Genomic DNA, 25784 nt, shown 5'->3' with positions numbered 1-25784 from the left:
CGCCGTCCTCTACGTGGAGCGGGGCGGCCGCACCCTGCTCTCCTTCACCCGGGACGCGGTCACGCTGACGGCGGCGACGGCCGCCCTCGCGCGGGTCGCCGCACGCGGCGCCCTGGGGCCGCTCACGCTCCGGCGCATCGACGGGGCACCCGCACTCGATGCAGACGGTCCGCTGCGGGCGGCCCTCGACGCGGCGGGTTTCGGACCCACGCCGCAAGGTCTGCGCCCACGCGTGGCGCCGGGGCGAGGACCTGACGGCAGGGCGAGGACCTGACGGCGGCGAGGCCCGGACCTGATGGTCCGGGCCTCGCCGTGAAGCATTCTCGTGCACTGGTCAGCCGACGGGCGTCAGGACGCTCTCGCGGCGCAGCAACTCCTCGGGCACCGTGTCGGGCACGTGCACGCCCTCGGTGACGGCCACGCGGTCGGAGACGGCGCGGAGCACGAAGCTCAACGGGACGTTGAGAGCCTCGCAGATGGACGCGAGCAACTCGGAGGATGCCTCCTTCTGCCCGCGTTCGACCTCGCTGAGGTAGCCGAGCGAGACGCGTGCGGCGGAGGAGACCTCGCGCAGCGTGCGGCCCTGGCGCTGGCGGGCGTCTCGGAGCACGTCTCCGATCTCGCGACGAAGCAGGATCACGGTGCTGCCCTCCTCCCCGGCCCGGATGGGCTGTGTCTTGCTACCGTACCCCGCCGTCTGGGCAGGGGCCTTGCTACCGCGCCCCGCCGTCTGGGCGGGGCGCCTCCCCGCGCGGCCGTCGGGGCGTCCCTCGGGTCCGCGCAGGGCCTGGACGGTAGCACGCTTACCCGCCCGGTACTGATATCTGCTGCTAGTCATCAACGTGTCCAACGGTTCCGGGTGGCCCGTTGTTCCCCGGCGCGCTTGGGTCGAACCACGCCCGCGGCCGCGCACCGCACCCGTGCTCACGCCCCGGCGCCGTCCTCGTCCGCGAGCAGGCCACCGAGGAGGGCGAGCACCGCGGCGGCGGCCGCCGCACGCACCGCTGTCCGGGGCCCGGCGAGCACGAGCGAGCGCACGCGCTCGGCGCCGGGGCCGTGGGCGGCCACGTGCACGGTGCCGGCGGGGTGACCGTCGGCGGGGCCGGGCCCGGCCACCCCGGTCGTCGCGATCGCGTGGGTGGCCCCCAGGCGGGCCGCGGCGCCGCGCGCCATCTGGCGGGCGACGTCGGGGTGCACCGGCCCGCGGGCGGCGAGGAGCGCGGGGTCCACCCCGAGGAGCTCGGCCTTGAGGTCGCTCGCGTACGCGACGACGCCGCCGCGCAGCACCGCCGAGACGCCGGGCACGGCCACCAGGGTGGCGCAGACCTGCCCCCCGGTGAGGGACTCGGCGACGGCGAGCGTGGCGCCCCGGCGGGCGAGCGCGTCGACCACCCGGGTGACCGGGTCGGCGGCGTTCATTCCCCGGTGGTACCCGCCCGGGAGATCCTGACCGCCGTGCCGAGATAGTCGAGACCGGTCAGGACCGTGACCGCGACGGCGATCAGCACGATCACCCACGCGACGAGGGCGACGGCGTCGGCGATGCCGCTCGAGACCAGGTCGGGCCACGGGACGAGCAGGAGGCCGATGAAGACGATCTGCAGGCTCGTCTTGAGCTTGCCGCCCCGGCTCGCGGCCATGACGTAGCCGCGGCGCTTGAGGTAGTCACGCAGCACCGTGATCGCGAGCTCGCGGACGATGATGACGACCGTCACCCACCACGGCAGCAGGCCCTCGACGGAGAGCAGGACGATCGCGGTGATGACGAGTGCCTTGTCCGCGATGGGGTCGGCGAGCTTGCCGAAGTCGGTGACGAGCCCCCGGGCGCGGGCGATCGAGCCGTCCAGCTTGTCGGTGGCGGCGGCGAGGAGGAAGACGACCGTCGCCGCGATCCGGGTCGCCGTCGTGCCTTGGAGGAAGATGACCGCGAAGACCGGCACCATGACGATGCGGAGCATCGTCAGGATGTTCGCGATGTTCCAGAGCGGGACCGGGGCGGGTGCCTGGGTCGGGTCCTGGTGCGGTGCAGCCGGGTCGTTCGTCACCCGCTCACCTTAGTGTCACGGCACCGGTGCGGGCGCCCGACGCCGCCGTCAGCGGCCGGTGAGCGACCAGGCGTCGTCGTCACCCGCGTCGTCCTGGTCGTCCCAGGGTTCCGCGACGGCGGGGGCGTGCCCCTCGATGCCGTCGGCGTACGGGTCGGTGTGCCCGCCGTCGACCGCGTCCACCGCCACGTCGTACGGCGCCGCGCCGTCGCCGCCGGGCGGGTCCTCGCCGCGCAGCATGGCGAGCGTGGCCGGGAGGTCGTCGGGCTGGACCAGGACGTCGCGTGCCTTCGACCCCTCCGAGGGGCCGACGATCTCGCGGGACTCGAGCAGGTCCATGAGCCGACCGGCCTTGGCGAAGCCGACCCGCAGCTTGCGCTGGAGCATCGAGGTGGAGCCGAACTGCGTGGTGACCACGAGCTCGGCGGCCTGCAGCAGCAGGTCGAGGTCGTCGCCGATGTCCTCGTCGACCTGCTTCTTGACCACGGGGACGATGACGTCCTCGCGGTAGCTCGGCTTGAGCTGGGACTTGACGTGGTCGACGACGGCGTGCATCTCGGACTCGGTGACCCACGCGCCCTGCACGCGCATCGGCTTCGCGGTGCCCATCGGCAGGAACAGGGCGTCGCCCTGGCCGATGAGCTTCTCGGCACCGGGCTGGTCCAGCACCACCCGCGAGTCGGCCAACGACGATGTCGCGAACGCCAGCCGGGAGGGGATGTTGGCCTTGATGATGCCGGTGACCACGTCCACGGAGGGCCGCTGGGTGGCGAGCACCAGGTGGATGCCGGCCGCGCGGGCGAGCTGGGTGATGCGCTGGATCGAGGCCTCGACGTCGCGCGGGGCGACCATCATGAGGTCGGCGAGCTCGTCCACGATGACCAACAGGTACGGGTAGGGCGCGATCTTTCGCTCGGAGCCCGCGGGGGGCTGCACCTTGCCGGCGCGGACCGCGGCGTTGAAGTCGTCCACGTGCTTGAACCCGAACTGCGAGAGGTCGTCGTAGCGGGCGTCCATCTCGCGCACGACCCAGTCCAGCGCCTCGGCGGCCTTCTTGGGGCTGGTGATGATCGGGGTGATCAGGTGCGGGATGCCCTCGTAGATGGTGAGCTCGACCCGCTTGGGGTCCACCAGCACCATGCGCACCTCCTCCGGCGTGGAGCGCATCATGATCGAGGTGATCAACGAGTTCACGAAGCTGGACTTGCCGGCTCCCGTGGCACCGGCGACGAGCAGGTGCGGCATCTTGGCGAGGTTGGCGACGACGTAGCCACCCTCGACGTCCTTGCCCACGCCGACGACGAGCGGGTGCTCGCTGCGCCGTGCGACGGAGGAGCGCAGGACGTCCCCGAGGGCGACGGTCTCCCGGTCGGCGTTGGGGATCTCGACGCCGATGGCGGACTTGCCGGGGATCGGGGACAGGATGCGCACGTCGGCGCTGGCGACCACGTAGGCGATGTTCTTGCTCAGGGCCGTGATGCGCTCGACCTTGACGCCGGGGCCGAGCTCGAGCTCGTAGCGGGTGACGGTCGGGCCGCGGGAGAAGCCGGTGACGTGGGCGTCGACGGCGAACTCGGTGAGCACCTTGGTCAGGGCCTCGACCACGCGGTCGTTCGCGGCGGAGCGGACCTTGTGGGGGGCGCCCTTGGTGAGGGCGTCGTCGGCGGGCAGGGTGTACACGACGTCGGGCGCCAGCTCGAGCTGCTCGGCCCGGGCGGGCAGGGCCTGCGTGGGCGGGGCGACGAGCTCCCCCTCGGCGTCGTCCGGGCCGGCGGCGGTCGGTGCGGTGGGGGCGTCGCCGCCCCGACGTCGACGCCGGGCACCCTTGGCTCCCGCGAGCCCCCGGGTCGCGGCGTCGTCCCCGTCCGCCGGCTCGAGGTCGTGGGGCTGCGCGAACGCCTCGTCGGCGTGATACGCACCGGGGTCGATCTCGGGCGCCGTGCTCGCGCGCTGCTTGCGGCGGCGAGGAGCGGGGGGGCGGGCGGTGCCGTCGGCTGCGACGAGCTCGTCCGCCGCCGTCTCCGTCGCGTCCCGGTGCCCGTGGCCGAGCAGCCACGACCCGGCGGTACGCAGCCGCCCCGGGACGGCGGCCACCGGGGTGGCGGTGGCGACGAGGAGGCCGAAGGCGGCGAGGAGCACGAGCACGGGGACGGCGCCCCAGGCCGAGAGCAGCGTGGTGAGCGGCGTACCCGCGAGCCAGCCGAGCAGCCCGCCGGCGGACTCGACGGCGGCGAAGTCGGCGGTGGGGCTCGGCAGGTCGGCACCGAGGTGGATCAGGCCGGCGACGGCGGTGGTGACGGCACCCAGGCCGATCGTGACGCGGGCGCTGGCCCGGGCACGTTCCGGGTGCCGCATGAGGCGGACGGCCAGGGCGGTGAGGGCGACGGGCACGAGCACGCCGAGCACGCCGACCACGCCCGCGGCGACGTGGTGGATGACGTCACCCGCGACGCCGGACAGGCCGAACCACTCGCGCAGCGCGATGACGATCGCCAGCCCGAGGAGCAGGAACGCGAGCCCGTCGCGACGCAGCGCCGGGTCGAGGTCCCGCGCGCCGGACCCGACGCTGCGGGCCGTGCCTGCCACCACGTGTGCTCCTCCCATCCAGATGCCGCGGACCATCCGCACCGGGAGCGGGCCGCGCCTCGGGCGCGCCGGCTTCGCCGGGCGCCCGGCGCCACGGGGGGCCTTGCCGCCGCGCGAGCCGCGCGCAGAGGATCCACGTGCCGTCGAGGCCGACCGTCCGGAGGATGTCGTACGGGTAGCCATGTTGCGCCCCAAACTAGCGCCGCCGCGCCGCCCGGGCACCCCCGCCGCGCCGGGGTGACGAGCGGCACTCGCCCGTGCGCGGCCTCGACGGTCCGCGCTCAGGCCTCGACGACGGTGGGGATGATCATCGGGCTGCGGCGCAGCCGCTTGGCCGTCCACCGGCCGACGACGCGGCGCATGGCCTGCTGCATCTGGGGCACGTCCGCGTTCCCGCGGCCGACCACCTCGTTCAGCGCCTGCGTGACGTCGGGCAGGATGCTGTCGAAGACGGCGTCGTCCTCGGCCATGCCGCGGGCCTGGATGTGCGGGCCGGTGAGGACCTTCCCGGTGGCCGTGTCGACGACGGCGAAGATCGAGATGAAGCCCTCCTCGCCGAGGATGCGGCGGTCCTTGAGCTCGGCGTCGGTGATCTCCCCGACGCTGGAGCCGTCGACGTACACGTAGCCGCAGGGCACGGCGCCGGCGATGCGCGCCCTGCCGGCGACCAGGTCCACGACGACGCCGTCCTCGGCGAGGACGACCCGCTCCGGGGCCACGCCGGTGGCCACCGCGAGCGCCCCGTTGGCCACCAGGTGCCGGATCTCGCCGTGCACGGGCATGACGTTCTTGGGCCGGACGATGTTGTAGCAGTACAGCAGCTCGCCGGCGCTGGCGTGCCCGGAGACGTGCACCTTCGCGTTGCCCTGGTGGACGACCTTCGCGCCGAGGCGCATGAGACCGTTGATGACCCGGAACACGGAGTTCTCGTTGCCCGGGATGAGGGAGCTGGCGAAGATCACCGTGTCCCCGGGGCCCACGGCGACGCGGTGGTCCCGGTTGGCGATGCGGCTGAGCGCGGCCATCGGCTCCCCCTGCGAGCCCGTGGCCATCAGGACCGTGTCGGACGGCGCGTAGTCGTCGATCTTCTTGACGTCGATGAGCGTGTTCGGCGGCACCTTGAGGTAGCCGAGGTCGGCGGCGATGGTCATGTTGCGCACCATCGAGCGCCCGACCAGGGCGACCTTGCGCTCGTGCAGGGCGGCGGCGTCGAGCACCTGCTGGACCCGGTGCACGTGCGAGGCGAAGGACGCGACGACGATCTGCCCCTGCGCCTGCGCGAAGACGGAGTCGAGCACCGGGCCGATGTTGCGCTCGTGCGCGGTGAAGCCGGGGACCTCGGCGTTGGTGGAGTCGACCATGAAGAGATCGACCCCCTCCTCGCCGAAGCGGGCGAAGGCACGCAGGTCGGTCACGCGCCCGTCCAGCGGCAGCTGGTCCATCTTGAAGTCGCCGGTGTGCAGGACGTTGCCGGCATCGGTGCGGATCATGACGGCGAGGGCGTCCGGGATGGAGTGGTTGACGGCGACGAACTCCAGGCCGAACGGCCCGAGCTGCTCCACCTGGCCCGCGGCGACGGTGAGCGTGACGGGGGTGATCCGGTGCTCGCGGAGCTTGGCCTCGATGAAGGCCAGGGTGAGTTGCGAGCCGATCAGCGGGATGTCCCCGCGCTGGCGCAGCAGGTACGGGACGCCGCCGATGTGGTCCTCGTGCCCGTGGGTCAGGACGATGGCGACGACGTCGTCGAGGCGGTCGGCGATGTAGTCGAAGTCCGGCAGGATGAGGTCCACGCCGGGCTGGTTGTCCTCGGGGAAGAGCACGCCGCAGTCGACGATGAGCAGCTTGCCGGCGTGCTCGAAGACGGTCATGTTCCGCCCAACCTCGCCGAGGCCGCCGAGGGGGACGATCCTCAGTCCTCCCTGCTGGATCGGACCGGGCGTGGACAGCTCAGGATGGGGATGGCTCACGGACCCATCTTGCCAGGCGTGGGCCGCACCTGCCGCACTCAGCCGAGCAGCGCGTGCTCGCGCAGCACCCGGGCGAGCTCGTCGACCTCGGCGGGGGACGCCGCCACGAGGGGCAGCCGGACGGTCGCCGTGGGGATGACGCCCTGGAGCACGAGGGCGTGCTTGGACATCACCGCACCCTGCCCGCCGCCCATGAGGGCGGCGACGATCGGGCGCATCCGGGCGGCGACGTCGCGTGCGCCGGGCAGGTCACCGGAGTCGACGGCGCGCACCATCGTGGCGTAGGCGCCTGCTGCGACGTGGCCGACCACGGAGACGACGCCGGACGCACCGTGGGCGAGCCAGTCGAAGTTGAGGGCGTCGTCGCCGGAGTAGAACTCCAACCCGGTGCGCGCCATCCGTTCGAACCCGGCCGGGACGTCCCCGGTCGCGTCCTTGACGCCCAGGACCCGCGGGTGCTGGGCGAGGCGGTCGAGCGTGTCGTCGCCGATGGCGACGCCGGTGCGGCCGGGGATGTCGTAGAGGAGCACCGGCAGGTCGACGGCGTCGGCCACGGCCTTGATGTGCTGGTACACACCCTCCTGGGAGGGTCGGTTGTAGTACGGGGAGACCACGAGCACGCCCTGCGCGCCGGAGCGCTGGGCGCCCTGCGCGATGCGGACGGCGTGCGCGGTGTCGTTGGAACCGGCGCCGCCGACGATCATGGCCCGGTCCCCCACCGCGTCGACGACGGCGCGCACGAGGTCGTCCTTCTCGGCCTGGTGCGTCGTCGGGGACTCCCCCGTGGTGCCGCTGAGCACGAGGGCGTCGCAGCCGTCGTCGACGAGCTTGACCGCCACCCGCACCGCGGAGTCGATGTCGATCGAGCCGTCCTCGTGGAAGGGTGTCACCATCGCCGTGGAGACGGACCCGAAGGTCCTCGACGGGGTGCGGGCCGCGATGTCGGAGTGCGCCATAGGCGAACCGTAGCGCCGTACGTCCCCGGCGCCGAGCCCCTCCCACATGGTGGTGCCGGGACGTGCCGGCTGCCCGGGCCGGGCCCAGGACGCACCCTGGCCCCGTCGGCAGCCGCCCACCTCCTCGGCGGTTAGCCTGGCGCGGTGACCACTCCCGGCGATCCCTCGGACGACCTGCTCGGCAGCCTGCTCGGCGGCACCGACCCCGACCCGCACGCGGGCCACGCCCACAACGACCCGCTGCGCCCGACCGCGGACTACTCGGTGCGCCCGGCGACGGCGGACGACGCCCGCCTCCTGGGGAACATCCATGCCCGCACCCTGCGCGCCACGCTCGCCGCGGGCACCGGGAAGGAGCTCGCCCCCGAGGTGGCGGGCCTCATCGATGCGCGGGCGCTCGGGGAGTCGTGGGCCGCTGCCATCACCGCGCCGCCGACGCCGCGGCACCGGGTGCTCACCGCGCTCGCGGGGCGGGTGATCGTGGGCTTCGCCGCCTACGCCCCGGCCGAGGTCGCCGTGCCGGTGGAGCCGGGCGAGGCCGCCGTGCCGGTGGAGCCGGGCCAGGCGGGTGCCGGCGCCGCGACCGCGGAGCCTGGGGGCGCGGGCGCCGTCGCGGAGATCCTGGCGCTCGAGGTACCGGCGGAGTACGGCCGGCGCGGCCACGGCTCCCGGCTGCTGGCGGCGTGCGCCGACCTGTTGCGCGAGCAGGGCGCCCGGCGTGTGCAGACGTGGGCGGTGCAGGGCGACGATGCGCGCACGCGGTTCCTCGACCAGGCCGGCTTCGCCCCGGCGGGGCTGCGCCGCACGCTCGACGTGGGCGGCACGCCCGTCACCGAGAGCTGCTGGTACGCCGAACTCTGAGCCTCACAGGTCGAGCAGCTCGCCCAGGCCGAACGTCAGGCCCGGGTGGGCACCGACCTGCCGAGCCGCGAGCAGCACCCCGGGCATGAAGCTGGACCGGTCGAAGGAGTCGGTGCGGATCGTCAGCTGCTCCCCGGGGTTGCCGAGCAGGATCTCCTCGTGCGCGACGAGGCCGCGCAGCCGCACGGCATGCACGTGCACGCCGTCGACGACGGCGCCGCGCGCCCCGTCCACCTGCGTCGTGGTGGCGTCGGGCATCGGCCCGAGCCCGGCCGCCGCCCGCGCCTCGGCGATGTGGCGCGCAGTGGTCATGGCGGTGCCCGAGGGGGCGTCGACCTTGTCGGGGTGGTGCAGCTCGACCACCTCGACCGACTCGAAGAACCTGGCGGCCTGCTGGGCGAAGCGCATCGCCAGCACGGCGGAGAGTGCGAAGTTCGGGGCGATCAGGACGCCGAGCCGCCGCTCGCGGCCGGCGTCGGCCTCGGCGAGGTGGTCGCGGACACGGCCGAGCGACTCCGCGGTCCACCCGGTGGTACCGACGACGGCGTGCACGCCGGCGTCGATCAGGGCATGGACGTTCCCCTCGGTGACGGCGGGCACGGTGAAGTCGACAGCCACCTGAACGGCCCCGGCGAGGGCGGCGACGTCGTCGCCCACGTCGAGGCGGGCGACGAGCTCGAGGTCCGGCGCACCGTCCACGGCGTCGCACACCGTCGCACCCATGCGCCCACGGGCGCCGATCACCGCTACCGAGAGGGGGGAGGTCACACGGAAAGCGTAGGCGATGGACGACGGCGCCCGCGGCTCCGGCCGGCCACGGACGCCGTCGAGGACTCTCACGGCCTCCCGGGGATGGTACCGGCACCCGACCGCACGGTCGTGGCGGTGCCCGGCGGCCACGCGCTCGAGAAGGACCTCCCGGCCGTCCGGCAGGCGGTGGCCGACTGGCTCCTGCGCGTCCTGCCGGTCGTGTACGCCTGACTGCGAACGCGGCCTGACGGGCCACGCAACCTCACCGACGGCGAAGCGCGCGGCGTCAGGGTGCGGGTATGCCCGCGAGCAGCGTTGCGGCGACGTCGTTCTCGAACGGGCCGACGACCACCACGGACCGTGGCGCGGCCGCCAGCTCGACGGCCAGGTCGCGGACCTGCCCGGTGGTGACGACGCTGATCCGCTCGATCATCTCGTCGATGCTCGTCAGCTCGCCGTACACGATCTCGGCGCGCCCGAGCCGCGACATCCGCGAACCGTTGTCCTCCAGCCCCAGGACGAGGTTGCCGCGCAGCTGGCCGATGCCGCGCTCGAGCTCCTCGGCGGAGATGCCGTCGGTGGCGAGCCGGGCCCACTCCGCCGCGAGGAGCTCGGTGACCTGGGCGACGTTGCCGGGCGCGCAGCCCGCGTACAGCCCGAAGGTGCCTGCCTCGGCGTAGGAGGAGGCGAAGGCATAGGTCGTGTAGGCCAGTCCCCGCCGCTCCCGGATCTCCTGGAACAGGCGCGAGCTCATGCCACCGCCGAGCACCGTGGTCAGGACGGACAGCACGAAGCGCCGCTCGTCCCCGACCAGGATGCCGGGGCCGCCGAGCAGCACGTTCGCCTGCTCGGTGGGGCGGTTCACGGTCACCGCGCTGCCGGTCGTGGGGATCGTCGCCGTCCCGGAGCCGGGCCCGGCGGTGCCGGTCCGGCGCGGGGCGGGGGCGGCGCCGTCGTCCAGCTCCCAGCCCGCCGCACGCACGGCGGACAGGACCTGCGCGCAGAGCACGTCGTGCTCGACGCTGCCCGCGGCGGTGACCACCAGCTCGGCGGGGACGTAGGTGCGCCGGTAGTGCTCGAGGACGGCCTCGCGCGGGACGGCTCGGATGGTCTCCGGGGTGCCACCGATGGGACGCCCGAGCGGGTGCTGCCCCAGCACGGCGGTGGCGAAGCGCTCGTGGGCGACGTCCGTCGGGTCGTCACCGTTCATGGCGAGCTCTTCGAGGATCACGCCACGCTCGGTCTCGAGCTCGGCGGCGTCCAGGGTCGCGGAGGTGATCATGTCGGTGATGACGTCGACCGCCATCGGCAGGTCGGCGTCGAGCACCCGCGCGTAGTAGCAGGTGTGCTCCTTGCCGGTCGCCGCGTTGGCCTCGCCGCCGACGGCGTCGAAGGCCTCCGCGATGTCCAGCGCGGAGCGCCGTGCGGTGCCCTTGAAGAGCAGGTGCTCGAGGAAGTGCGTGGACCCGTGGTGGCCGTCGGTCTCGTCGCGCGAGCCGACGGCGACCCAGGCCCCGACGGCCGTGGACCGCTGGCCGGGCATGTTCTCGGTCAGGACCCGGATCCCGCCGGGCAGGACGGAGCGCCGGATGACGCTGCCGTCCTGCCCGAGGCGGACCTCCGTGCCGGGTCTACCGGCGGGAGCGAGGTCGAGCGGCTGCGGCATCCTCAGGCGTCGTCGCCCGACCCGGCCGCGTCCTCGCCGCCACGGTGACGGGTCCGCTCGCGGCGGCGCCCGCCGTCGCGGCGGGGGGCCCGCTCGCCGTCGCCGGACTCCGCCGGCTCAGCGGTCTCGGCACCGTCGGTGGCGTCGCCGCCCTCCTCGTCCTCGACGACGGCGTGCAGGGACAGCTTGCCGCGCGGGTCGATCTCGGCGAGCTCGACCTGGACCTTGTCGCCGACGTTGATGACGTCCTCGACGTTGTCGACCCGCTTGCCACCCACGAGACGACGGATCTGCGAGATGTGCAGCAGCCCGTCCTTGCCGGGGCTGAGCGAGACGAAGGCACCGAAGGTGGTCGTCTTGACGACCGTGCCGACGAACCGCTCACCGATCTCCGGCATCGTCGGGTTGGCGATCGCGTTGACCGCCTGGCGCGCCGCCTCGGCGGAGGGGCCGTCGATCGCGCCGATGTACACCGTGCCGTCGTCCTCGATCGAGATGTCGGCGCCCGTGTCCTCCTGGATCTGGTTGATCATCTTGCCCTTCGGCCCGATGACCTCGCCGATCTTGTCCACGGGGACCTTGACGGTGATGACGCGCGGTGCGGTCGGGGCCATCTCGTCCGGGGTGTCGATGGCCTCGTTCATCACGTCGAGGATGTACATGCGGGCATCACGGGCCTGCGTCAGCGCGCCGGCCAGCACGGAGGCGGGGATGCCGTCGAGCTTGGTGTCGAGCTGGATCGCCGTGACGAACTCGCGGGTACCGGCGACCTTGAAGTCCATGTCGCCGAAGGCGTCCTCGGCGCCGAGGATGTCGGTGAGCGCCGCGTAGCGGACCTCACCGTCCACGGTGTCGGACATCAGGCCCATGGCGATGCCGGCGACGGGGGCGCGCAGCGGCACGCCCGCGTTCAGCAGGGACAGGGTCGAGGCGCAGACGGAGCCCATCGACGTGGAGCCGTTGGAGCTGAGGGCTTCGGAGACCTGACGGATCGCGTAGGGGAACTCCGTGCGCGTGGGCAGCACGGGCAGGAGCGCCCGCTCGGCCAGCGCGCCGTGGCCGATCTCGCGTCGCTTGGGCGAGCCCACCCGGCCCGTCTCACCGGTCGAGTACGGCGGGAAGTTGTAGTTGTGCATGTAGCGCTTGCGCGTCGCCGGGCTGAGGGTGTCGAGCTGCTGCTCCATGCGGAGCATGTTCAGCGTGGTCACGCCCATGATCTGGGTCTCGCCGCGCTCGAACAGCGCCGAGCCGTGCACGCGGGGCAGGACCTCGACCTCGGCGGAGAGGGTCCGGATGTCCTTGAGGCCACGGCCGTCCATGCGGACGCCCTCGGTCAGGACGCGCTTTCGCACGGCCGCCTTGGTGGCGGACCGGTAGGCGGCGGAGAGCTCCTTCTCGCGGCCGACGAAGCGCTCGCCGAGCGTGGCGAGTGCGCCCGCGCGGATCTCGTCGAGGCGCGCCTCGCGCTCGAGCTTGTCGGCGATGACGATGGCGCCGGTCAGGTCCGCGCGCACGTGGGCCTCGACGGCCTCGTAGGCGTCGCCCTCGTAGTCGAGGAAGCGGGGGAACTCCGCGACGGGCTTGGCGGTCTCCGCGGCGAGCCGGCTCTGGGCCTCGCACAGCGCCTTGATGAAGGGCTTGGCGGCCTCGAGGCCCTGGGCCACGACCTCCTCGGTGGGCGCGGTGGCGCCGTGCTCCTTGATGAGCGTCCAGGCGTTGTCGGTGGCCTCGGCCTCGACCATCATGATCGCGACGTCGTCGCCGGCGATGCGGCCGGCCACGACCATGGAGAAGACGGCCTTCTCGAGCTCGCTGTAGCGCGGGAACGCGACCCACTGGTCGTCGATCAGGGCGATCCGGGTGCCACCGATCGGGCCGGAGAAGGGCAGGCCGGAGATCTGGGTGGACAGCGACGCGGCGTTGATGGCCAGGACGTCGTAGGTGTCGTCCGGGTGGATCGCGAGGACGGTCTCGACGACCTGGACCTCGTTGCGCAGGCCCTTGGCGAACGTCGGACGCAGCGGGCGGTCGATCAGGCGGCAGGCCAGGATCGCCTCGGTCGAGGGGCGGCCCTCGCGGCGGAAGAACGAGCCGGGGATCTTGCCCGCGGCGTACTGGCGCTCCTCGACGTCGACCGTCAGGGGGAAGAAGTCGAACTGCTCCTTGGGGTGCTTGCCGACCGTGGTGGCCGAGAGCACCATCGTCTCCTCGTCGAGGTAGGCGACGGCGGAGCCGGCGGCCTGGCGTGCGAGCCGACCGGTCTCGAAGCGGACGGTGCGGGTGCCGAACTTGCCGTTGTCGATGACGGCTTCGGCGGACGTGATCTCGGGTCCCTCCATGGGGCGCCCTCCTTCGTGTTCTGCCGCACTCCAGACACGTCGGTCATCGATCGAGGCCCACGGACATCACGCCGTCGGCGCGTTCCGGGAACCACTACCGAGGACCGGACCGCTGGCACGGTGCGGGCGAGGTGTGTTCTAACGGGTTCGCACGCCCCCGTCGGGACGTGCACGGTCGGTGCCGGCCCGACCGGTGGATCAGCGACGCAGGCCGAGACGCGTGATCAGGCTGCGGTAGCGCTCGATGTCCTCCTGCTGGAGGTACGTCAGCAGGCGCTTGCGCTGACCGATCAGGAGCATCAGGCCACGACGGGAGTGGTGATCGTGCTTGTGGGTCTTGAAGTGCTCGGTGAGGTCCTTGATGCGCTGGCTCAGCATCGCGACCTGGACCTCGGGGGAACCGGTGTCACCCTCGTGGGTGGCGTATTCCTTGATGATGGACTGCTTCACGTCAGCAGCGAGGGCCATGGTTCTCCTTGTGGGTTCGTTGCACGGAGCACCGGGGCTGGTTCACCCGGGCATGACACATCCGTGGCCGGCTTGACGGCAACGGTCAGCCTACCAGGAGCGCAGGATGCCGCGCGAACAGGCCCTCAGCCGACGGGGGGCACGTAGGCCGGGCGCGCCGGGGCCGGCACGCCGAGGAGCTGCGCGGAGCGGGCGACGTCGTCGGCCATCTGATCGAGCAGGGCGGGGATGCCGTCGAAGCCGATCATCGGCCGCAGGTGCTGGACGAGCTCGACGACGACCTCCTCGCCGTACAGGTCGAGGTCCGTGCGGCCCAGGACGTACGCCTCCACGGTGCGCTCGACGCCGTCGAACGTCGGGTTGGTGCCGACGGAGATCGCGGCGGGCAGCCGTTTGGACGTGCCGTCGTCGGGGGCGTGCTCGGGCCGGATGAGCCAGCCGGCGTAGACACCGTCCGCGGGGACGAGGCCGAGGTCGTCGGCGCGCAGGTTCGCGGTGGGGTAGCCCAGGGCGCGGCCGCGCTTGAAGCCGTGGGCGACGACGCCGCGCACGCGGTGGCTGCGGCCGAGGACGGCGGCGGCCCCGGCCACGTCCCCGGTGGCGAGCATCTCCCGCACCCAGGTCGAGGACCAGCGGCGACCGTTGTCCGCGCAGATGTCCTCGACGATGCGCACGGCGAAGCCGAGCTGGTGCCCCAATGCCGCCATGGTGTGCCGGTCGCCGGCGTTCTGCCAGCCGAAGCGGACGTCCTCACCCACCACGACGAGGGAGGCGTGGAGCGCCCCCAGCAGGTACCGGCGGACGAACTCCTCGGGCGAGTTCCGCGCCAGGTCCATCGAGTACCGCAGCACCAGCACCGCGTCCAGGCCGGTCGCGGCGAGGCGCTCGATGCGGTCGGTGAGGGAGGTGATGAGGTCGAAGGGGAGCTCGGGCCGGTGCACCGTAGCGGGGTGCGGGTCGAACGTGACGGCGACGGACGTCAGCCCGGCGTCCTCGGCCTCGGCGGCGGTGGCGCCCAGGACCATCTGGTGGCCCCGGTGCACGCCGTCGAAGATGCCGAGGGTCGCCACGGTGCGGCCGAGGTCCGCTGGGATCTCATCGATCCCGTTCCACACCTGCACGCGTCCTCCGGTTCGTCCGTGTGACGGCCTTCCGCCACGATGTGCGCGCTCGACACTACCCAAGGGCGGGCGGGCGTCGAGCACCCGGGCAGGCGTTCCCCTCGGGTCCGGCAACCGGGTCGTGGCCGGACCCGGTCGCGTTCCCGCACCCTGGGCCGGGGTCTCGGTCAGTGGCGGCCGCAGGCGCAGCCGCCGCCCGGCCGCGGGCCCTGCTCGGCAAGGGTCGCCGGGTCGGTGCCCTCCCCGGGTCGGGCCGAGGTCAGGCCGAGGTCGGGCCGCCCTCCGGTGAGATCGCGCGGGCCGTCCGGCGCCGCGTGCCCGTGGCCCCCGCCGTGCCCGTGACCCCCGCCGTGGCCGCCGCAGGCGCAGGTGCCGGGCTCGGATGCGTTCGCAGTCATCGTGGTGCTCCGTCTCTCGTCGGGATCTTCCTTCCCCTGACGATACGACGCGCCCGCGGTCCGCAACGAACGGCCACGTCGCCGGACCGCCCCGGGCGGCGACCACCGGGCGCCGCCGGGCCGGGTCCGGCTCAGGCCGGGGCGAGGACGAGCACGGGCCTGGCCCGCCCGGACCGGTCCTGCAGCAGCGCGACCACCTCGCCGTCGGGCGCGACGGCCGCGACGACCCCGTCGCCTCCCGTCGCGTCCAGGAACTTCCCGACGGCGACCGCGCGAGCCTCGTCGGCGGTGAGCGGGCGCACCGGGAAACAGGCGGTCGCGGCCTCCGTCAGCCCCGTCACGGCCAGGGCGGTCGGCTCGGGGTCGTGGGCCTGGGCCGCGACCTCGTCGCCGAGCCGGGCCAGGGTCCGGGCGACGTCGACGGTGAAGGGGCCCACGCGGGTCCGGCGCAGCGCGGTCAGGTGCCCGGCCGTGCCGAGCGCGGCCCCGAGGTCGCGGGCGAGCGCGCGCACGTAGGTTCCCGAGGAGCACTCCACGAGGACGTCCAGGTCGAGGACGGGGAGCCCGTCCACCTCCGCCGCCCGGGGCGGCGCGAGCAGCTCGAGGCGCGTGATGGTGACCTCCCGGGCGGGCAGGACGACGTCCTCCCCGGCGCGCACGCGGGCGTACGAGCGGCGGCCGTCCACCTTGATCGCCGAGACCGCGCTGGGGACCTGCCGGACGGTCCCGCGCAGCTGGGCGAGGGCGGTCCCGAGTCGGGCCATGTCCACTCCCCCGCCGGCGTCCAGCAGGTCGGCGGCGCCGGGACGGGCGGTGATCTCGCCCTCGGCGTCGTCGGTGAGCGTGCCCTGGCCGAGCCGGACGGTAGCGGTGTATTCCTTGTCGGCGCCGACGAGGTAGGTCAGCAGCCGGGTGGCGCGGCCGATGCCGAGCACGAGCAGGCCGGTGGCCATGGGGTCCAGCGTGCCGGCGTGCCCGACCTTCTTCGTCGCCGCCAGGCGCCGGGTACGCGCGACGACGTCGTGACTGGTCCAGCCCTGGTCCTTGTCGACGAGGAGCAGACCGTCGGCCGCGGTGACCCGGCCCCGGGGGGCGTCGGGCCGGGGGGCGCCGTGCCTGGACGTGCCAGGCGTGGCCCCGTCGGGGCGGGGGCCGTCCGGGGCGGCACCGGTGGTCACGGCCGCGCCGCACCGCCGTCGGTGTCCTCGTCGACGGCCTCGGTGTCGTCATCGACGGCGTCGGCCAGCGCGTCCTCGAGCTCGGCGCCGCGGTCGTCCGCGCCCTCGTCGAGCTCGTCGACCTCGTCGTCGCGGCGGTACGGGTCGGCGTCCCCGGCGGGCTGGGCGCCCACCGCCAGGCGGGCCACCTCGGCGTCCCGGGCCGCGGCCGCACGCAGGGCGTCCTCGAGGCTCGCCGCGGTCTCCGGGAGTGCGTCGAGGATGAAGTCGATCGTGGGGGTCAGGCGGATGCCGACCTGCTTGCCGACCTCCGAACGGATGAGGCCCTTGGCAGAGGCGAGGGCGGCCGCGGAGGAGATCCGGTCCTCGTCGGAGCCGAGCACCGTGTAGAAGACGGTGGCGTTCTGGAGGTCGCCGGTGACGCGGACGTCGGTCACGGTGACGAATCCCAGCCTGGGGTCCTTGATGCGGGTGTCGAGCATGCGCGCGACGATCTGCTGGATGCGCTCGGCGAGCTTGCGGGCGCGGGGTGCGTCGGCCATGGGTGTGCTCCTGGTTCTTGGGACGAGGGAGGCCACCGACGGGCGGGGCCGGGCCGAAGCCTGACCCCGCCCGCGGGCGGCCGGGTGACGATCAGGCGCGCGGCTTCTCGCGCATCTCGAACGTCTCGATGATGTCGCCTTCCTGGATGTCCTTCGCGCCGAGGCCGATGCCGCACTCGAAGCCCTCGCGGACCTCGGTGACGTCATCCTTCTCGCGACGCAGGGACTCGATCGTGAGCTTGTCGCCCACCACCACACCGCCGCGCAGCAGACGCGCGCTGGCGTTGCGGCGCATGAGACCCGACCGCACGATCGATCCGGCGATGTTGCCGACCTTGGAGGACCGGAACACCTGGCGAACCTCGGCGGTGCCGAGCTGAACCTCCTCGAACTCCGGCTTGAGCATGCCCTTGAGGGCGGCCTCCACCTCGTCGATGGCGTCGTAGATCACCGAGTAGAACTTCAGGTCCACCCCCTCGCGGTCGGCCAGCTCGGCGACCCGCTCGGCGGGGCGCACATTGAAGCCGATGATGACGGCGTGGTCCACCGTCGCCAGGTTGACGTCGTTCTGCGTGATGGCACCCACCCCGCGGTGGATGATCCGCAGCGCGACCTCGTCGCCCACGTCGATCTTGAGCAACGAGTCCTCCAGCGCCTCGACGGCACCGGAGACGTCACCCTTGATGATGAGGTTGAGGTTCTCGACCTTGCCCTCCTCGAGGGCCTTGGCGAAGTCCTCCAGGCTGACGCGCTTGCGACGCTTGGCCAGCGTGGCGGCTCGGTCGGCCGCGGACCGCTTGTCGGCGATCTGTCGGGCGGTGCGGTCGTCGGGCGCCACGATGAACGTGTCACCGGCTCGCGGGACGGACTGCAGGCCGAGGACCTGGACCGGTCGGGCGGGCCCGGCGGCCAGGACGTTGTCCCCGTGCTCGTCGAACATGGCACGCACGCGCCCGTGAGCGGTGCCGGCCACGATCGAGTCACCCACGTGCAGGGTGCCGGACTCGACCAGGACGGTTGCGACGGCGCCGCGACCCTTGTCCAGCTTCGCCTCGACGGCCACGCCACGCGCGTCCTTGTCGGGGTTCGCCCGCAGGTCGAGCGCGGCGTCCGCGGTGAGCAGGACGGCCTCGAGGAGCTCGTCGATGCCGATGCGGTTCTTGGCGGAGACGTCCACGAACATCGTGTCGCCGCCGTACTCCTCGGCCACCAGGTTGTACTCGGTGAGCTGCTGACGGATCTTCGCCGGGTTCGCCTCGGGCTTGTCGATCTTGTTGACCGCCACCACGATCGGCACGCCGGCCGCCTGGGCGTGGTTGAGCGCCTCCACGGTCTGCGGCATCACGCCGTCGTCCGCGGCGACCACGAGGATCGCGATGTCCGTCACCTCGGCCCCGCGGGCCCGCATGGCGGTGAACGCCTCGTGGCCAGGGGTGTCGATGAAGGTGATCGGACGCTCGATACCCTCGTGTTCGGTGGAGACCTGGTAGGCACCGATGTGCTGGGTGATGCCGCCGGCCTCGCCCGAGAGGACGTCCGTGGACCGGATGGCGTCGAGCAGGCGGGTCTTGCCATGGTCGACGTGCCCCATGACGGTCACCACCGGCGGGCGGGGTGCCAGGTCCTCGTCGGTCTCACCGGCCTCCTCGGCCGCGAGGTCGATGTCGAAGCCGCTGAGCAGCTCGCGCTCCTCCTCCTCGGGGGAGACGATCTCGATGCGGTAGCCGAGCTCGGTACCCAGGGCGCCGAACGTGTCCTCGTCCAGCGACTGCGTGGCCGTGGCCATCTCGCCGAGGTGGAACAGGACCGTGACCAGCGAGGCGGGGTTCGCGTCGATCTTGTCGGCGAAGTCCGCGAGCGAGGCTCCGGCGCGGATACGGACCACGGTGCTGCCGTTCCCGCGGGGAACCTGGACGCCGCCGATCGACGGCGCCGACTGCTGCTCGAACTCCTGCCGCTTCGCGCGCTTGGACTTCCGCCCCCGCACGGGGCGGCCACCGGCGCGACCGAACGCACCCTGCGTGCCGCCGCGGCCACCGCGTGCGCCCCCACCGCCGCCGGGGCGCCCGGCGAAACCGCCCGGTGCGCCACCGCCGCCGCCGGGACGACCGCCGCCGGCACCGCCGGCACCGCCGCCGCCGGGGCGACCGCGGCCGCCCGACCGGGCGGGAGCACCTGGACGGCCCACCGTGGAGTGACCGGGCATCATGCCCGGGTTGGGGCGCGCCGACCCCGGGCGCGGGCCGCCCGTACCGCCGGGCCGCGGGGCTGCGGTCCCCGGACGGGGACCACCGGTGCCGCCCGGTCGGGGCATGCCCTGGGACGGGGCGAACGGGTTGTTACCAGGACGCGGACCACCTGGACGGGGGCTGCCCTGGCGGGGCATGCCCTGGGAGGACGCGAAGGGGTTGTTACCGGGACGGGACCCACCCGCCCGGTGCTGACGCGTGTCCTCACCACCCGCGGCGGGGCGCGCGGTGCGCGGAGGCTCGGCCGCCGGCGCCGGACGCGCACCTGGCTTGGGACCGGTCGCGGGGCGGGCCGGTCCGGCCGGTGCCTCGGGGGCCGGGGTCGAGGGTGCCGGTGCCTCGCGGGCCGGGGTCGACGGTGCCGGCACAGCGGCAGGTGCCGGGGTCGACGCCACGGCCGCGGCGGCAGGAGCCGCCGGCTCGGCCGGAGCGGCGGGGGCCGGTGCGGCCGGTGCCGCGGCGGTTGCCGGTGCCTCGGCGACGGGGGTGGGTGCCGGCGCCTTGGCCGGACTCGGGGCGGACTTGCCGACCGGCTTGGCCGCCGGGGCGGACTTCTTGGCGCTCCCCGCTGCCTCGGCGGCGGGGAATGCCTCGCGCAGACGGCGAATGACCGGGGCCTCGATCGTCGACGACGCCGACTTCACGAACTCCCCCTGCTCGCGAAGCTTCGCGAGCACCGTCTTGCTATCGACGCCGAGCTCTTTCGCAAGCTCGTGGACGCGGACCTTTGCCACAACTCTCCTGTTCCGGGCCATCCCGGACAGGGAGGACCGCTATTGGTGCTGGCAGCTCATCGCTGGGTACTCATCGGGTGCCCATCGGCTTCCAACCCGCTTTCTTCGTCGATGACTCGTTGTCCGTCCGGCACATGGGGCGTCGGGCGGGTGTTCTGGTCGAACCATGCCTCGACCGCGGTGGCGTCCACCTGGCCTGCTGCTCGCAGGGCCCGGGGGATCGCACGCCGCCGGATGGCGAGGTCGAGGCACTCCCGGCTCGGGTGGAGCCAGGCCCCTCGCCCCGGGGCGCTTCGTCCCGGGTCCACCACCGCGCGCTGCGCGGGGGCGTCCAGGACCAGGCGAACCAGGGCCGACCGTGAGGCTCGGCCGCGGCATCCCGTGCAGGTCCGCACCGGCCCGTTGGCGGGCGTGAGTGTGTCGCTGCGTGGTGTCATGTGGGAGTCCGGGCGTGTGCCCATCGGACAGTCTACCCCCGGGAGGCTTCCGGCCGCTCCGGCTGTGTCGTTCCCGACCCGCTCCCGGGTGCCGGCTCCGCCGCGGGGGTGTCCCCCTCGGTGTCGGAGTGGATGTCGATCCGCCACCCGGTCAGGCGGGCGGCGAGCCGGGCGTTCTGGCCCTCCTTGCCGATCGCCAGGGAGAGCTGGAAGTCGGGTACGACCACGCGCGCCGCCTTCGCCTCGGCGTCGACGATCTCGACGCTGCTCACGCGCGAGGGCGAGAGCGCGCTGGCGACGAACCTCGCCGGGTCGTCGGAGTAGTCGACGATGTCGATCTTCTCCCCCGCCAGCTCGGCCATCACCGCACGCACCCGCTGCCCCATCGGCCCGATGCAGGCGCCCTTGGCATTGAGGCCCGGCACGGTCGCCCGCACGGCCATCTTGGTGCGGTGGCCGGCCTCGCGCGCCATCGCGACGATCTCGACGCTGCCGTCGGCCACCTCGGGGACCTCGAGCTCGAAGAGCTTGTGGACCAGGTTGGGGTGCGTGCGCGAGAGCGTGATCGAGGGCCCCTTCATGCCGCGGGTGACGTCGAGCACGTAGGCACGCAGCCGGTCGCCATGGGTGTAGGTCTCGGTGGGCACCTGTTCGTGTGCGGGCAGCACGGCCTCGATGTCGCCGATGTCCACCAGCACCGTGCGCGGGTCGCGGCCCTGCTGCACGACGCCGGAGACGAGCTCGCCGGCCTTGTCCCGGTAGTTGCCCATGACCTGATCGTCCTCCGCGTCGCGCAGTCGCTGGACGATGACCGAGCGGGCGGTGGCCGTGGCGATGCGGCCGAAGTCGGTCGGGGTGTCGTCGAACTCGCCGAGCGCGTTGCCCTCCTCATCGACCTCGGTCGCGAGGACCGCGACGCGGCCGGAGCGGTCGAGCTCGACACGGGCCTTCTCCACCGCACCCGGGGTGCGGTGGTACGCCAGCAGGAGCGCTTCCTCGATGGCGCGCACGAGCACCTCGAACGGGATGCCACGCTCGCTCTCGATCAGGCGCAGCGCGGTCATGTCGATGTCCATGCGGTCCTCCTAGGCCTCGGGCCGGTTGAGCTCGATCTCGACGCGGGCCCGGGTGAGCCGGTCGTAGCCGAGCTCCTCCGCCGTGCCGTCGACGTCGAGGACGACACCGGTCTCGCCCGCCTCGCGGAGCCGCCCGGTGAGCTCGCGGCCGTCCGTCGTGCGGACGACGAGCAGTCGGCCGACCGCGCGGCGGTAGTGCCGGGCCTCGGTCAGCGGTCGGTCGGTGCCGGCCGTGGTGACCTCGAGGGTGTAGGCGCCCTCGACGAGGTCGGCGTCGTCGAGCACGTGCGAGACCTCCCGCGAGACGGCCGAGAGCTGGTCCGAACCGACCCCGCCGGGCCCGTCGGGCAGGTCCACCACCACGCGCACGACCTTGCGGCGACCGGCGGCGGCGACCGTGGCGTCCTCGAGGAACAGGCCCGAGGCGCCGACGACCGGTTCGATCGCGACACGCAGCCGGGCGTGCAGCTCGGACGGACGGGCGGGGCTCATCGGGACGGTGCTCCTCAGGGTGATCTCGAAAGTTGGTCAACCCCACACACTACCCACCCGCGGGCGCGGCGGCGGCGCCGGTGGCGCGGCGCGCGGGCCGGTCCGGGAGCCGGTTCGAGGGCGCGGCGTGCAAGGATCTGCCCTGATGCGCAGACCTTCCCCACGCCCCTCGTGGCCACGTCGGACCGCCGCCCGGACCGCCCCGGCGGCCGCCGCCGGGCGCTGGGCGCTGGCCGTTTCCGCAGCCCTCCTCCTCGCCGGCTGCGGTGTCCGCCTCGACAGCCCACCACCCACGGTCCCGGTGCCCGACGACGTGGAGGTGGTCCGCCAGCACGAGGCGACCCTGGCGGCCACGCTGGCGCTCGGCGTGCCGCAGATCACCACCGCCGACCCCGCCGTCACCGCGCAGCTCGAGCTGGTCGCGGACCAGGCGCGGGCGCACGCCGACGCGCTCGGCGGGGTCTGGGAGCCGTGGCCCGACGGGGTGCCGGCGGGCGTCACCGTGCCCGAGCCGGTGTCCCCGCCCGCGCCCGCCACCGCCGAGGACGTCCTCGCCCTCCTCGCGGCGGGTGCCGCCAGCGCCCGGGACGAGGCCCTGACCACGCCCGACGACGCCCTGGCCGCCACGCTCGTGGCGACGTCGATCTCGCGCGCGCACGCCGCGGCCGATCTCGCCGGCGTACTGGGGCTGCCGGTCACCACCCCCGAGGCCGCGCCGCTGAGCCGTGAGGCGCTCGTCGCCCGGGGAGCGGACGGCCCCACCGTCCTGGTGCTCGACGCGGCCCGCTACGCCCTCGAGACGGTGGCCGCACGCTCGGACGGCCCCGTTCGCCAGGCGGCCCGGGAGCGTGTCGCGAGCCTGCAGTCGCTCATCGACACCGCCCTCGCGGCCGGCGCCCCGGACGGCCGGCTGCCCGCTTACGACCTCGAGGCCGAGGATCCCGCCGCGGTGGCGGCCGCCGCGGAGGCTCGGCTGCTCGAGCACTGGCTGTTCAGCCTGACGCTCGTGGCACCCGGCGAGCGCGGCGACCTCGTCGCGGCGGCCCAGGACGCCGCCGACCGGGTACGCGCGTGGGGCGGGACCCTGGGGGCGCTGCCCGGCCTGGCGTGATCGGCCCGGCCGGCCCGAGGTGAGCGACCGGGCGAGCGCCTCAGCGGGCGAGCGCGCCGGCCACGAGCTCGCGCACGCGCGCCACGGCCGCCGCGGGTGCCAGCTCCGCCCGCTCGCCGGTGCGGCGCTCCCGGACCTCGACGACGCCCTCGGCGAGCCCGCGGCCCACCACCAGGCTCAGCGGCACCCCGAGCAGCTCGGCGTCGGCGAACTTCACCCCGGCGGAGACCTTGGGCCGGTCGTCGTAGAGCACCTCGACCCCGGCCGCCTCAAGCTCACGGGCCAGCTCCTCGGCCGCATCGAAGATCTCCTGCCCCTTGCCGGTGGCGAGGACGTGCACGTGGGCGGGTGCCACCTGCATCGGCCAGACCAGGCCCTTGTCGTCGCAGTTCGCCTCGGCGAGCGCGGCGAGTGCCCGGGTGACGCCGATGCCGTAGGAGCCCATCGTGACGGTGACGGCCTTGCCGTTCGCGTCGAGGACCTTCAGGTCGAGCGCGTCGGCGTACTTGCGCCCGAGCGCGAAGATGTGGCCGATCTCGATGCCACGGGCCAGCTCCAGCGGCCCGGAGCCGTCCGGTGCCGGGTCGCCCGCGCGGACCCCGGCGGCCTCGATCGTGCCGTCGGCGGTGAAGTCCCGCCCCGCGACGAGACCGAAGACGTGCTTGCCGGCGACGTCGGCGCCGGTGACCCAGGAGGTGCCGGGCACCACGCGCGGGTCGAGCAGGTAGCGCAGGGCGCCGCCGGTGCCGTCCGGTTCGCGCGGGGCGCCGTTGGGGCCGAGGACCCGGGGCCCGATGTAGCCCGCCACGAGCTCGGGGTGCGCCTTGAGGTCCGCCTCGCCGGCCTGCTCGACCTCGGCGGGCTCGACGGCGGCCTGCAGCCGCTTGAGGTCGACGTCGCGGTCGCCGGGCAGGCCGACGACGACGACCTCCCGGGTCCGGTCCGGGTGGACGAGGGCCAGCACGACGTGCTTCAGGGTGTCCGCCGCGCTCCACGGCCGGGCCGGGCGGGGGTGGAGCCGGTTGGCGGCCTCGACGAGGGTGGCGATGGTGGTGGCGGCGGGGGTGTCGAGCACGACGGCGGGGGGCAGGTCCGCGGCGTCGAGCGCGGGTGGTACGGGCGTGGTGACGGCCTCGACGTTGGCGGCGTACCCACCCGCCGAGCGCACGTAGGTGTCCTCCCCGATGGGGGTGGGGTGCAGGAACTCCTCACTGCGCGAGCCACCCATGGCCCCGCTCGTGGCCCGCACGATCACGTGCTCGAGCCCGAGGCGGTCGAAGATGCGCTGGTAGGCACCGCGCTGGAGGTTGTAGGCGCGCTCGAGCCCGTTCTCGTCGATGTCGAAGGAGTAGGCGTCCTTCATGATGAACTCGCGGCTGCGGATGAGCCCGGCCCGCGGGCGGGCCTCGTCGCGGTACTTCGTCTGGATCTGGTAGAGGGCCAGCGGCAGCTCCTTGTACGAGGAGTACAGGTCCTTGACCAGGAGCGTGAACATCTCCTCGTGCGTCGGGGCCAGGAGGTAGTCGGCGCCCTTGCGGTCCTGCAGCCGGAACAGGTTGGGCCCGTACTCGGTCCACCGGCCGGTCGCCTCGTAGGGCTCCCGCGGCAGGAGCGCCGGGAAGTGCACCTCCTGGGCGCCGATGGCGTCCATCTCCTCGCGCACGATCTGCTCGATCTTCGCAAGGACCTTCAGCCCGAGCGGCAGCCACGAGTAGATCCCCGGAGCGGCGCGGCGGATGTAGCCCGCCCGCACCAGCAGCCGGTGGCTCGCGACCTCGGCGTCGGCAGGGTCCTCACGCAGTGTCCGCACGAACAGGGACGACATCTTCATCAGCACGCCGGCAAGCCTACCGAGCGGCGCGGCACGCTCCGCCCGCGACGCCGGGACGCCGCGGGCGAGGTGCGACACACTGGTGCGGTGCCGGAGATGCCGGAGGTGGAGGGCCTCGCCCAGTTCCTGCGCGAGCGTGCCGTGGGGCGCACGCTGACGGGCGCGGAGGTGGGCACCGTCAGCGCGCTGAAGACCTTCTCGCCCGCTCCGGCGGCGCTCGTGGGCGCCACCGTGTCCGACGTCGCCCGGCACGGCAAGTGGCTCGACATCGTCACCGCACCGGTGGGCGCGCCGACGGACGGCGCCCCGCACCTGGTGTTCCACCTCGCCAGGGCCGGCTGGTTGCGCTGGTACGACGAGGTGCCCGCCCGGGCGCTGCGGCCCGGGCGCTCCCCCGTCGCGCTGCGCGTCCGGCTCGACGACGGCGCCGGGTTCGACCTGACCGAGGCCGGCACACGCAAACGCCTGGCCGTCCACGTGGTGGCCGACCCGGGCGACGTGCGGGCCATCGCGACCCTGGGCGTCGAGCCGGGCGCCCTCACGCCCACGACGCTGCGCGAGCTCCTCCAGGCGAAGAACCAGCAGATCAAGGGCCTGCTGCGGGACCAGTCCGTCATCGCCGGCATCGGCAACGCCTACTCGGACGAGATCCTCCACGCCGCGCGCACCGGCCCGTTCGCGCTCACCCGGTCCTTCGACGAGGCGGCGACCGCCCGCCTGCTCACCGCGATCGGTGACGTGCTGAGCTCCGCCGTCGAGCAGGCTTCGGGCGAGCCCGCCGCCGAGCTCAAGGACGGCAAGCGGCGCCGCATGAAGGTCCACGGCCGCACCGGCGAGGCGTGCCCGGTGTGCGGGGACACGGTGGCGGCGGTCTCCTTCGCCGACTCCTCGCTGCAGTACTGCCCCACCTGTCAGACGGCGGGCAAGCTCCTGGCCGACCGGCGCATGTCGAAGCTGCTGAAGTAGCCCCGGCGGCC

Annotated in this window: 24 protein-coding genes and 1 pseudogene; 5 read left to right on the top strand and 20 right to left on the bottom strand. The window is 73.8% G+C overall.

Annotated elements, in window-relative coordinates; all coding sequences use genetic code 11:
- The coding region (locus ACYC1Z_RS02665; protein WP_461408011.1) for a hypothetical protein at positions 1–274 on the top strand (274 nt) is incomplete at its 5' end.
- 60 nt (positions 275–334) lie between these two features.
- On the opposite strand, the gene ACYC1Z_RS02660 is transcribed toward ACYC1Z_RS02665, so the two are convergent.
- The 6 genes from ACYC1Z_RS02660 to dapA form a co-directional block, all read right to left on the bottom strand.
- A complete protein-coding gene (locus ACYC1Z_RS02660; protein ID WP_461408013.1) occupies positions 335–640 on the bottom strand; it encodes a helix-turn-helix domain-containing protein in 306 nt (101 codons plus the stop codon).
- 284 nt (positions 641–924) lie between these two features.
- Complete coding sequence (locus tag ACYC1Z_RS02655) at positions 925–1419, bottom strand: CinA family protein (RefSeq protein ID WP_461408010.1); 495 nt, start codon at positions 1417–1419, stop codon at positions 925–927.
- A complete protein-coding gene (gene pgsA / locus ACYC1Z_RS02650; RefSeq protein WP_461408009.1) occupies positions 1416–2045 on the bottom strand; it encodes a CDP-diacylglycerol--glycerol-3-phosphate 3-phosphatidyltransferase in 630 nt (209 codons plus the stop codon). The genes ACYC1Z_RS02655 and pgsA overlap by 4 nt, the downstream gene beginning before the upstream one ends.
- Before the next feature lie 48 nt (positions 2046–2093).
- Positions 2094–4814 (bottom strand): FtsK/SpoIIIE family DNA translocase, encoded by a 2721-nt coding sequence (locus ACYC1Z_RS02645; RefSeq protein WP_461408008.1) that lies wholly within the window; start codon positions 4812–4814, stop codon positions 2094–2096.
- Between the two features lie 98 nt (positions 4815–4912).
- On the bottom strand, positions 4913–6598 hold the full coding sequence (locus tag ACYC1Z_RS02640; protein ID WP_461408007.1) for a ribonuclease J: 1686 nt from the start codon (positions 6596–6598) through the stop codon (positions 4913–4915).
- Between the two features lie 38 nt (positions 6599–6636).
- Positions 6637–7554 carry a 4-hydroxy-tetrahydrodipicolinate synthase gene (gene dapA, locus ACYC1Z_RS02635; RefSeq protein WP_461408006.1) on the bottom strand — a complete coding sequence of 306 codons (918 nt, stop codon included), beginning with the start codon at positions 7552–7554 and terminating at the stop codon, positions 6637–6639.
- A gap of 144 nt (positions 7555–7698) precedes the next feature.
- Here dapA and ACYC1Z_RS02630 point away from each other — a divergent pair, with 144 nt between their 5' ends.
- Positions 7699–8415: a GNAT family N-acetyltransferase gene (locus ACYC1Z_RS02630; RefSeq protein WP_461408005.1), complete on the top strand. Its 717-nt coding sequence runs from the start codon at positions 7699–7701 to the stop codon at positions 8413–8415.
- Positions 8416–8418: 3 nt separating this feature from the next.
- Here the strand turns inward: ACYC1Z_RS02630 and dapB are convergent, their stop codons facing one another.
- Entirely contained in the window at positions 8419–9183 is a 765-nt protein-coding gene (gene dapB, locus ACYC1Z_RS02625) for a 4-hydroxy-tetrahydrodipicolinate reductase (protein WP_461408004.1), read from the bottom strand.
- An 84-nt stretch (positions 9184–9267) separates the two neighbouring features.
- Here dapB and ACYC1Z_RS02620 point away from each other — a divergent pair, with 84 nt between their 5' ends.
- The gene (locus ACYC1Z_RS02620) at positions 9268–9396 is read left to right on the top strand and encodes a hypothetical protein (RefSeq protein ID WP_461408003.1); all 129 of its coding nucleotides are present in this window, start codon (positions 9268–9270) and stop codon (positions 9394–9396) included.
- A gap of 55 nt (positions 9397–9451) precedes the next feature.
- On the opposite strand, the gene ACYC1Z_RS02615 is transcribed toward ACYC1Z_RS02620, so the two are convergent.
- The 12 genes and pseudogenes from ACYC1Z_RS02615 to ACYC1Z_RS02560 form a co-directional block, all read right to left on the bottom strand.
- Positions 9452–10831, bottom strand: a complete 1380-nt coding sequence (locus ACYC1Z_RS02615) for a M16 family metallopeptidase (protein ID WP_461408002.1) — start codon at positions 10829–10831, stop codon at positions 9452–9454.
- A gap of 2 nt (positions 10832–10833) precedes the next feature.
- Positions 10834–13170 (bottom strand): polyribonucleotide nucleotidyltransferase, encoded by a 2337-nt coding sequence (locus tag ACYC1Z_RS02610; protein ID WP_461408001.1) that lies wholly within the window; start codon positions 13168–13170, stop codon positions 10834–10836.
- Between the two features lie 198 nt (positions 13171–13368).
- Positions 13369–13638, bottom strand: coding sequence for a 30S ribosomal protein S15 (rpsO, locus tag ACYC1Z_RS02605; protein WP_461408000.1), 270 nt, complete (start codon positions 13636–13638; stop codon positions 13369–13371).
- A gap of 125 nt (positions 13639–13763) precedes the next feature.
- Positions 13764–14759, bottom strand: a complete 996-nt coding sequence (locus ACYC1Z_RS02600) for a bifunctional riboflavin kinase/FAD synthetase (RefSeq protein WP_461407999.1) — start codon at positions 14757–14759, stop codon at positions 13764–13766.
- A 167-nt stretch (positions 14760–14926) separates the two neighbouring features.
- Positions 14927–15157 carry a hypothetical protein gene (locus ACYC1Z_RS02595; RefSeq protein ID WP_461407998.1) on the bottom strand — a complete coding sequence of 77 codons (231 nt, stop codon included), beginning with the start codon at positions 15155–15157 and terminating at the stop codon, positions 14927–14929.
- A gap of 131 nt (positions 15158–15288) precedes the next feature.
- On the bottom strand, positions 15289–16335 hold the full coding sequence (gene truB / locus ACYC1Z_RS02590; RefSeq protein WP_461407997.1) for a tRNA pseudouridine(55) synthase TruB: 1047 nt from the start codon (positions 16333–16335) through the stop codon (positions 15289–15291).
- Entirely contained in the window at positions 16332–16877 is a 546-nt protein-coding gene (gene rbfA / locus ACYC1Z_RS02585) for a 30S ribosome-binding factor RbfA (protein ID WP_461407996.1), read from the bottom strand. The genes truB and rbfA overlap by 4 nt, the downstream gene beginning before the upstream one ends.
- Before the next feature lie 91 nt (positions 16878–16968).
- Positions 16969–19860, bottom strand: coding sequence for a translation initiation factor IF-2 (infB, locus tag ACYC1Z_RS02580; protein ID WP_461407995.1), 2892 nt, complete (start codon positions 19858–19860; stop codon positions 16969–16971).
- A gap of 56 nt (positions 19861–19916) precedes the next feature.
- Entirely contained in the window at positions 19917–20051 is a 135-nt protein-coding gene (locus ACYC1Z_RS02575) for a hypothetical protein (RefSeq protein WP_461408014.1), read from the bottom strand.
- An 18-nt stretch (positions 20052–20069) separates the two neighbouring features.
- Positions 20070–20297: pseudogene (locus ACYC1Z_RS02570) on the bottom strand (YlxR family protein); the annotation flags it as partial.
- 32 nt (positions 20298–20329) lie between these two features.
- Entirely contained in the window at positions 20330–21373 is a 1044-nt protein-coding gene (gene nusA / locus ACYC1Z_RS02565) for a transcription termination factor NusA (RefSeq protein WP_461407994.1), read from the bottom strand.
- 9 nt (positions 21374–21382) lie between these two features.
- Positions 21383–21865, bottom strand: a complete 483-nt coding sequence (locus ACYC1Z_RS02560; protein ID WP_461407993.1) for a ribosome maturation factor RimP — start codon at positions 21863–21865, stop codon at positions 21383–21385.
- A gap of 145 nt (positions 21866–22010) precedes the next feature.
- Between ACYC1Z_RS02560 and ACYC1Z_RS02555 the strand changes: the two genes are divergently transcribed.
- Positions 22011–22976 carry a DUF4439 domain-containing protein gene (locus ACYC1Z_RS02555; RefSeq protein ID WP_461407992.1) on the top strand — a complete coding sequence of 322 codons (966 nt, stop codon included), beginning with the start codon at positions 22011–22013 and terminating at the stop codon, positions 22974–22976.
- A 40-nt stretch (positions 22977–23016) separates the two neighbouring features.
- Here the strand turns inward: ACYC1Z_RS02555 and ACYC1Z_RS02550 are convergent, their stop codons facing one another.
- Positions 23017–24813, bottom strand: coding sequence for a proline--tRNA ligase (locus tag ACYC1Z_RS02550; protein ID WP_461407991.1), 1797 nt, complete (start codon positions 24811–24813; stop codon positions 23017–23019).
- Positions 24814–24894: 81 nt separating this feature from the next.
- Here ACYC1Z_RS02550 and ACYC1Z_RS02545 point away from each other — a divergent pair, with 81 nt between their 5' ends.
- Positions 24895–25773, top strand: a complete 879-nt coding sequence (locus ACYC1Z_RS02545; protein WP_461407990.1) for an Fpg/Nei family DNA glycosylase — start codon at positions 24895–24897, stop codon at positions 25771–25773.
- The last annotated feature ends 11 nt before the right edge of the window (positions 25774–25784 follow it).

It is taken from the genome of Georgenia sp., assembly GCF_054605595.1.
This window is presented reverse-complemented; position numbering and strand designations above follow the sequence as displayed.

What these genes read in the sequence shown, in the direction of transcription:
- ACYC1Z_RS02655 (WP_461408010.1), bottom strand. Translation starts at nt 1,419, where the DNA reads ATGAACGCCGCCGACCCGGTCACCCGGGTGGTCGACGCGCTCGCCCGC.
- ACYC1Z_RS02645 (WP_461408008.1), bottom strand. Translation starts at nt 4,814, where the DNA reads ATGGCTACCCGTACGACATCCTCCGGACGGTCGGCCTCGACGGCACGT.
- dapA (WP_461408006.1), bottom strand. Translation starts at nt 7,554, where the DNA reads ATGGCGCACTCCGACATCGCGGCCCGCACCCCGTCGAGGACCTTCGGG.
- ACYC1Z_RS02620 (WP_461408003.1), top strand. Translation starts at nt 9,268, where the DNA reads ATGGTACCGGCACCCGACCGCACGGTCGTGGCGGTGCCCGGCGGCCAC.
- ACYC1Z_RS02615 (WP_461408002.1), bottom strand. Translation starts at nt 10,831, where the DNA reads ATGCCGCAGCCGCTCGACCTCGCTCCCGCCGGTAGACCCGGCACGGAG.
- ACYC1Z_RS02610 (WP_461408001.1), bottom strand. Translation starts at nt 13,170, where the DNA reads ATGGAGGGACCCGAGATCACGTCCGCCGAAGCCGTCATCGACAACGGC.
- rpsO (WP_461408000.1), bottom strand. Translation starts at nt 13,638, where the DNA reads ATGGCCCTCGCTGCTGACGTGAAGCAGTCCATCATCAAGGAATACGCC.
- ACYC1Z_RS02595 (WP_461407998.1), bottom strand. Translation starts at nt 15,157, where the DNA reads ATGACTGCGAACGCATCCGAGCCCGGCACCTGCGCCTGCGGCGGCCAC.
- rbfA (WP_461407996.1), bottom strand. Translation starts at nt 16,877, where the DNA reads ATGGCCGACGCACCCCGCGCCCGCAAGCTCGCCGAGCGCATCCAGCAG.
- nusA (WP_461407994.1), bottom strand. Translation starts at nt 21,373, where the DNA reads ATGGACATCGACATGACCGCGCTGCGCCTGATCGAGAGCGAGCGTGGC.
- ACYC1Z_RS02560 (WP_461407993.1), bottom strand. Translation starts at nt 21,865, where the DNA reads ATGAGCCCCGCCCGTCCGTCCGAGCTGCACGCCCGGCTGCGTGTCGCG.
- ACYC1Z_RS02555 (WP_461407992.1), top strand. Translation starts at nt 22,011, where the DNA reads ATGCGCAGACCTTCCCCACGCCCCTCGTGGCCACGTCGGACCGCCGCC.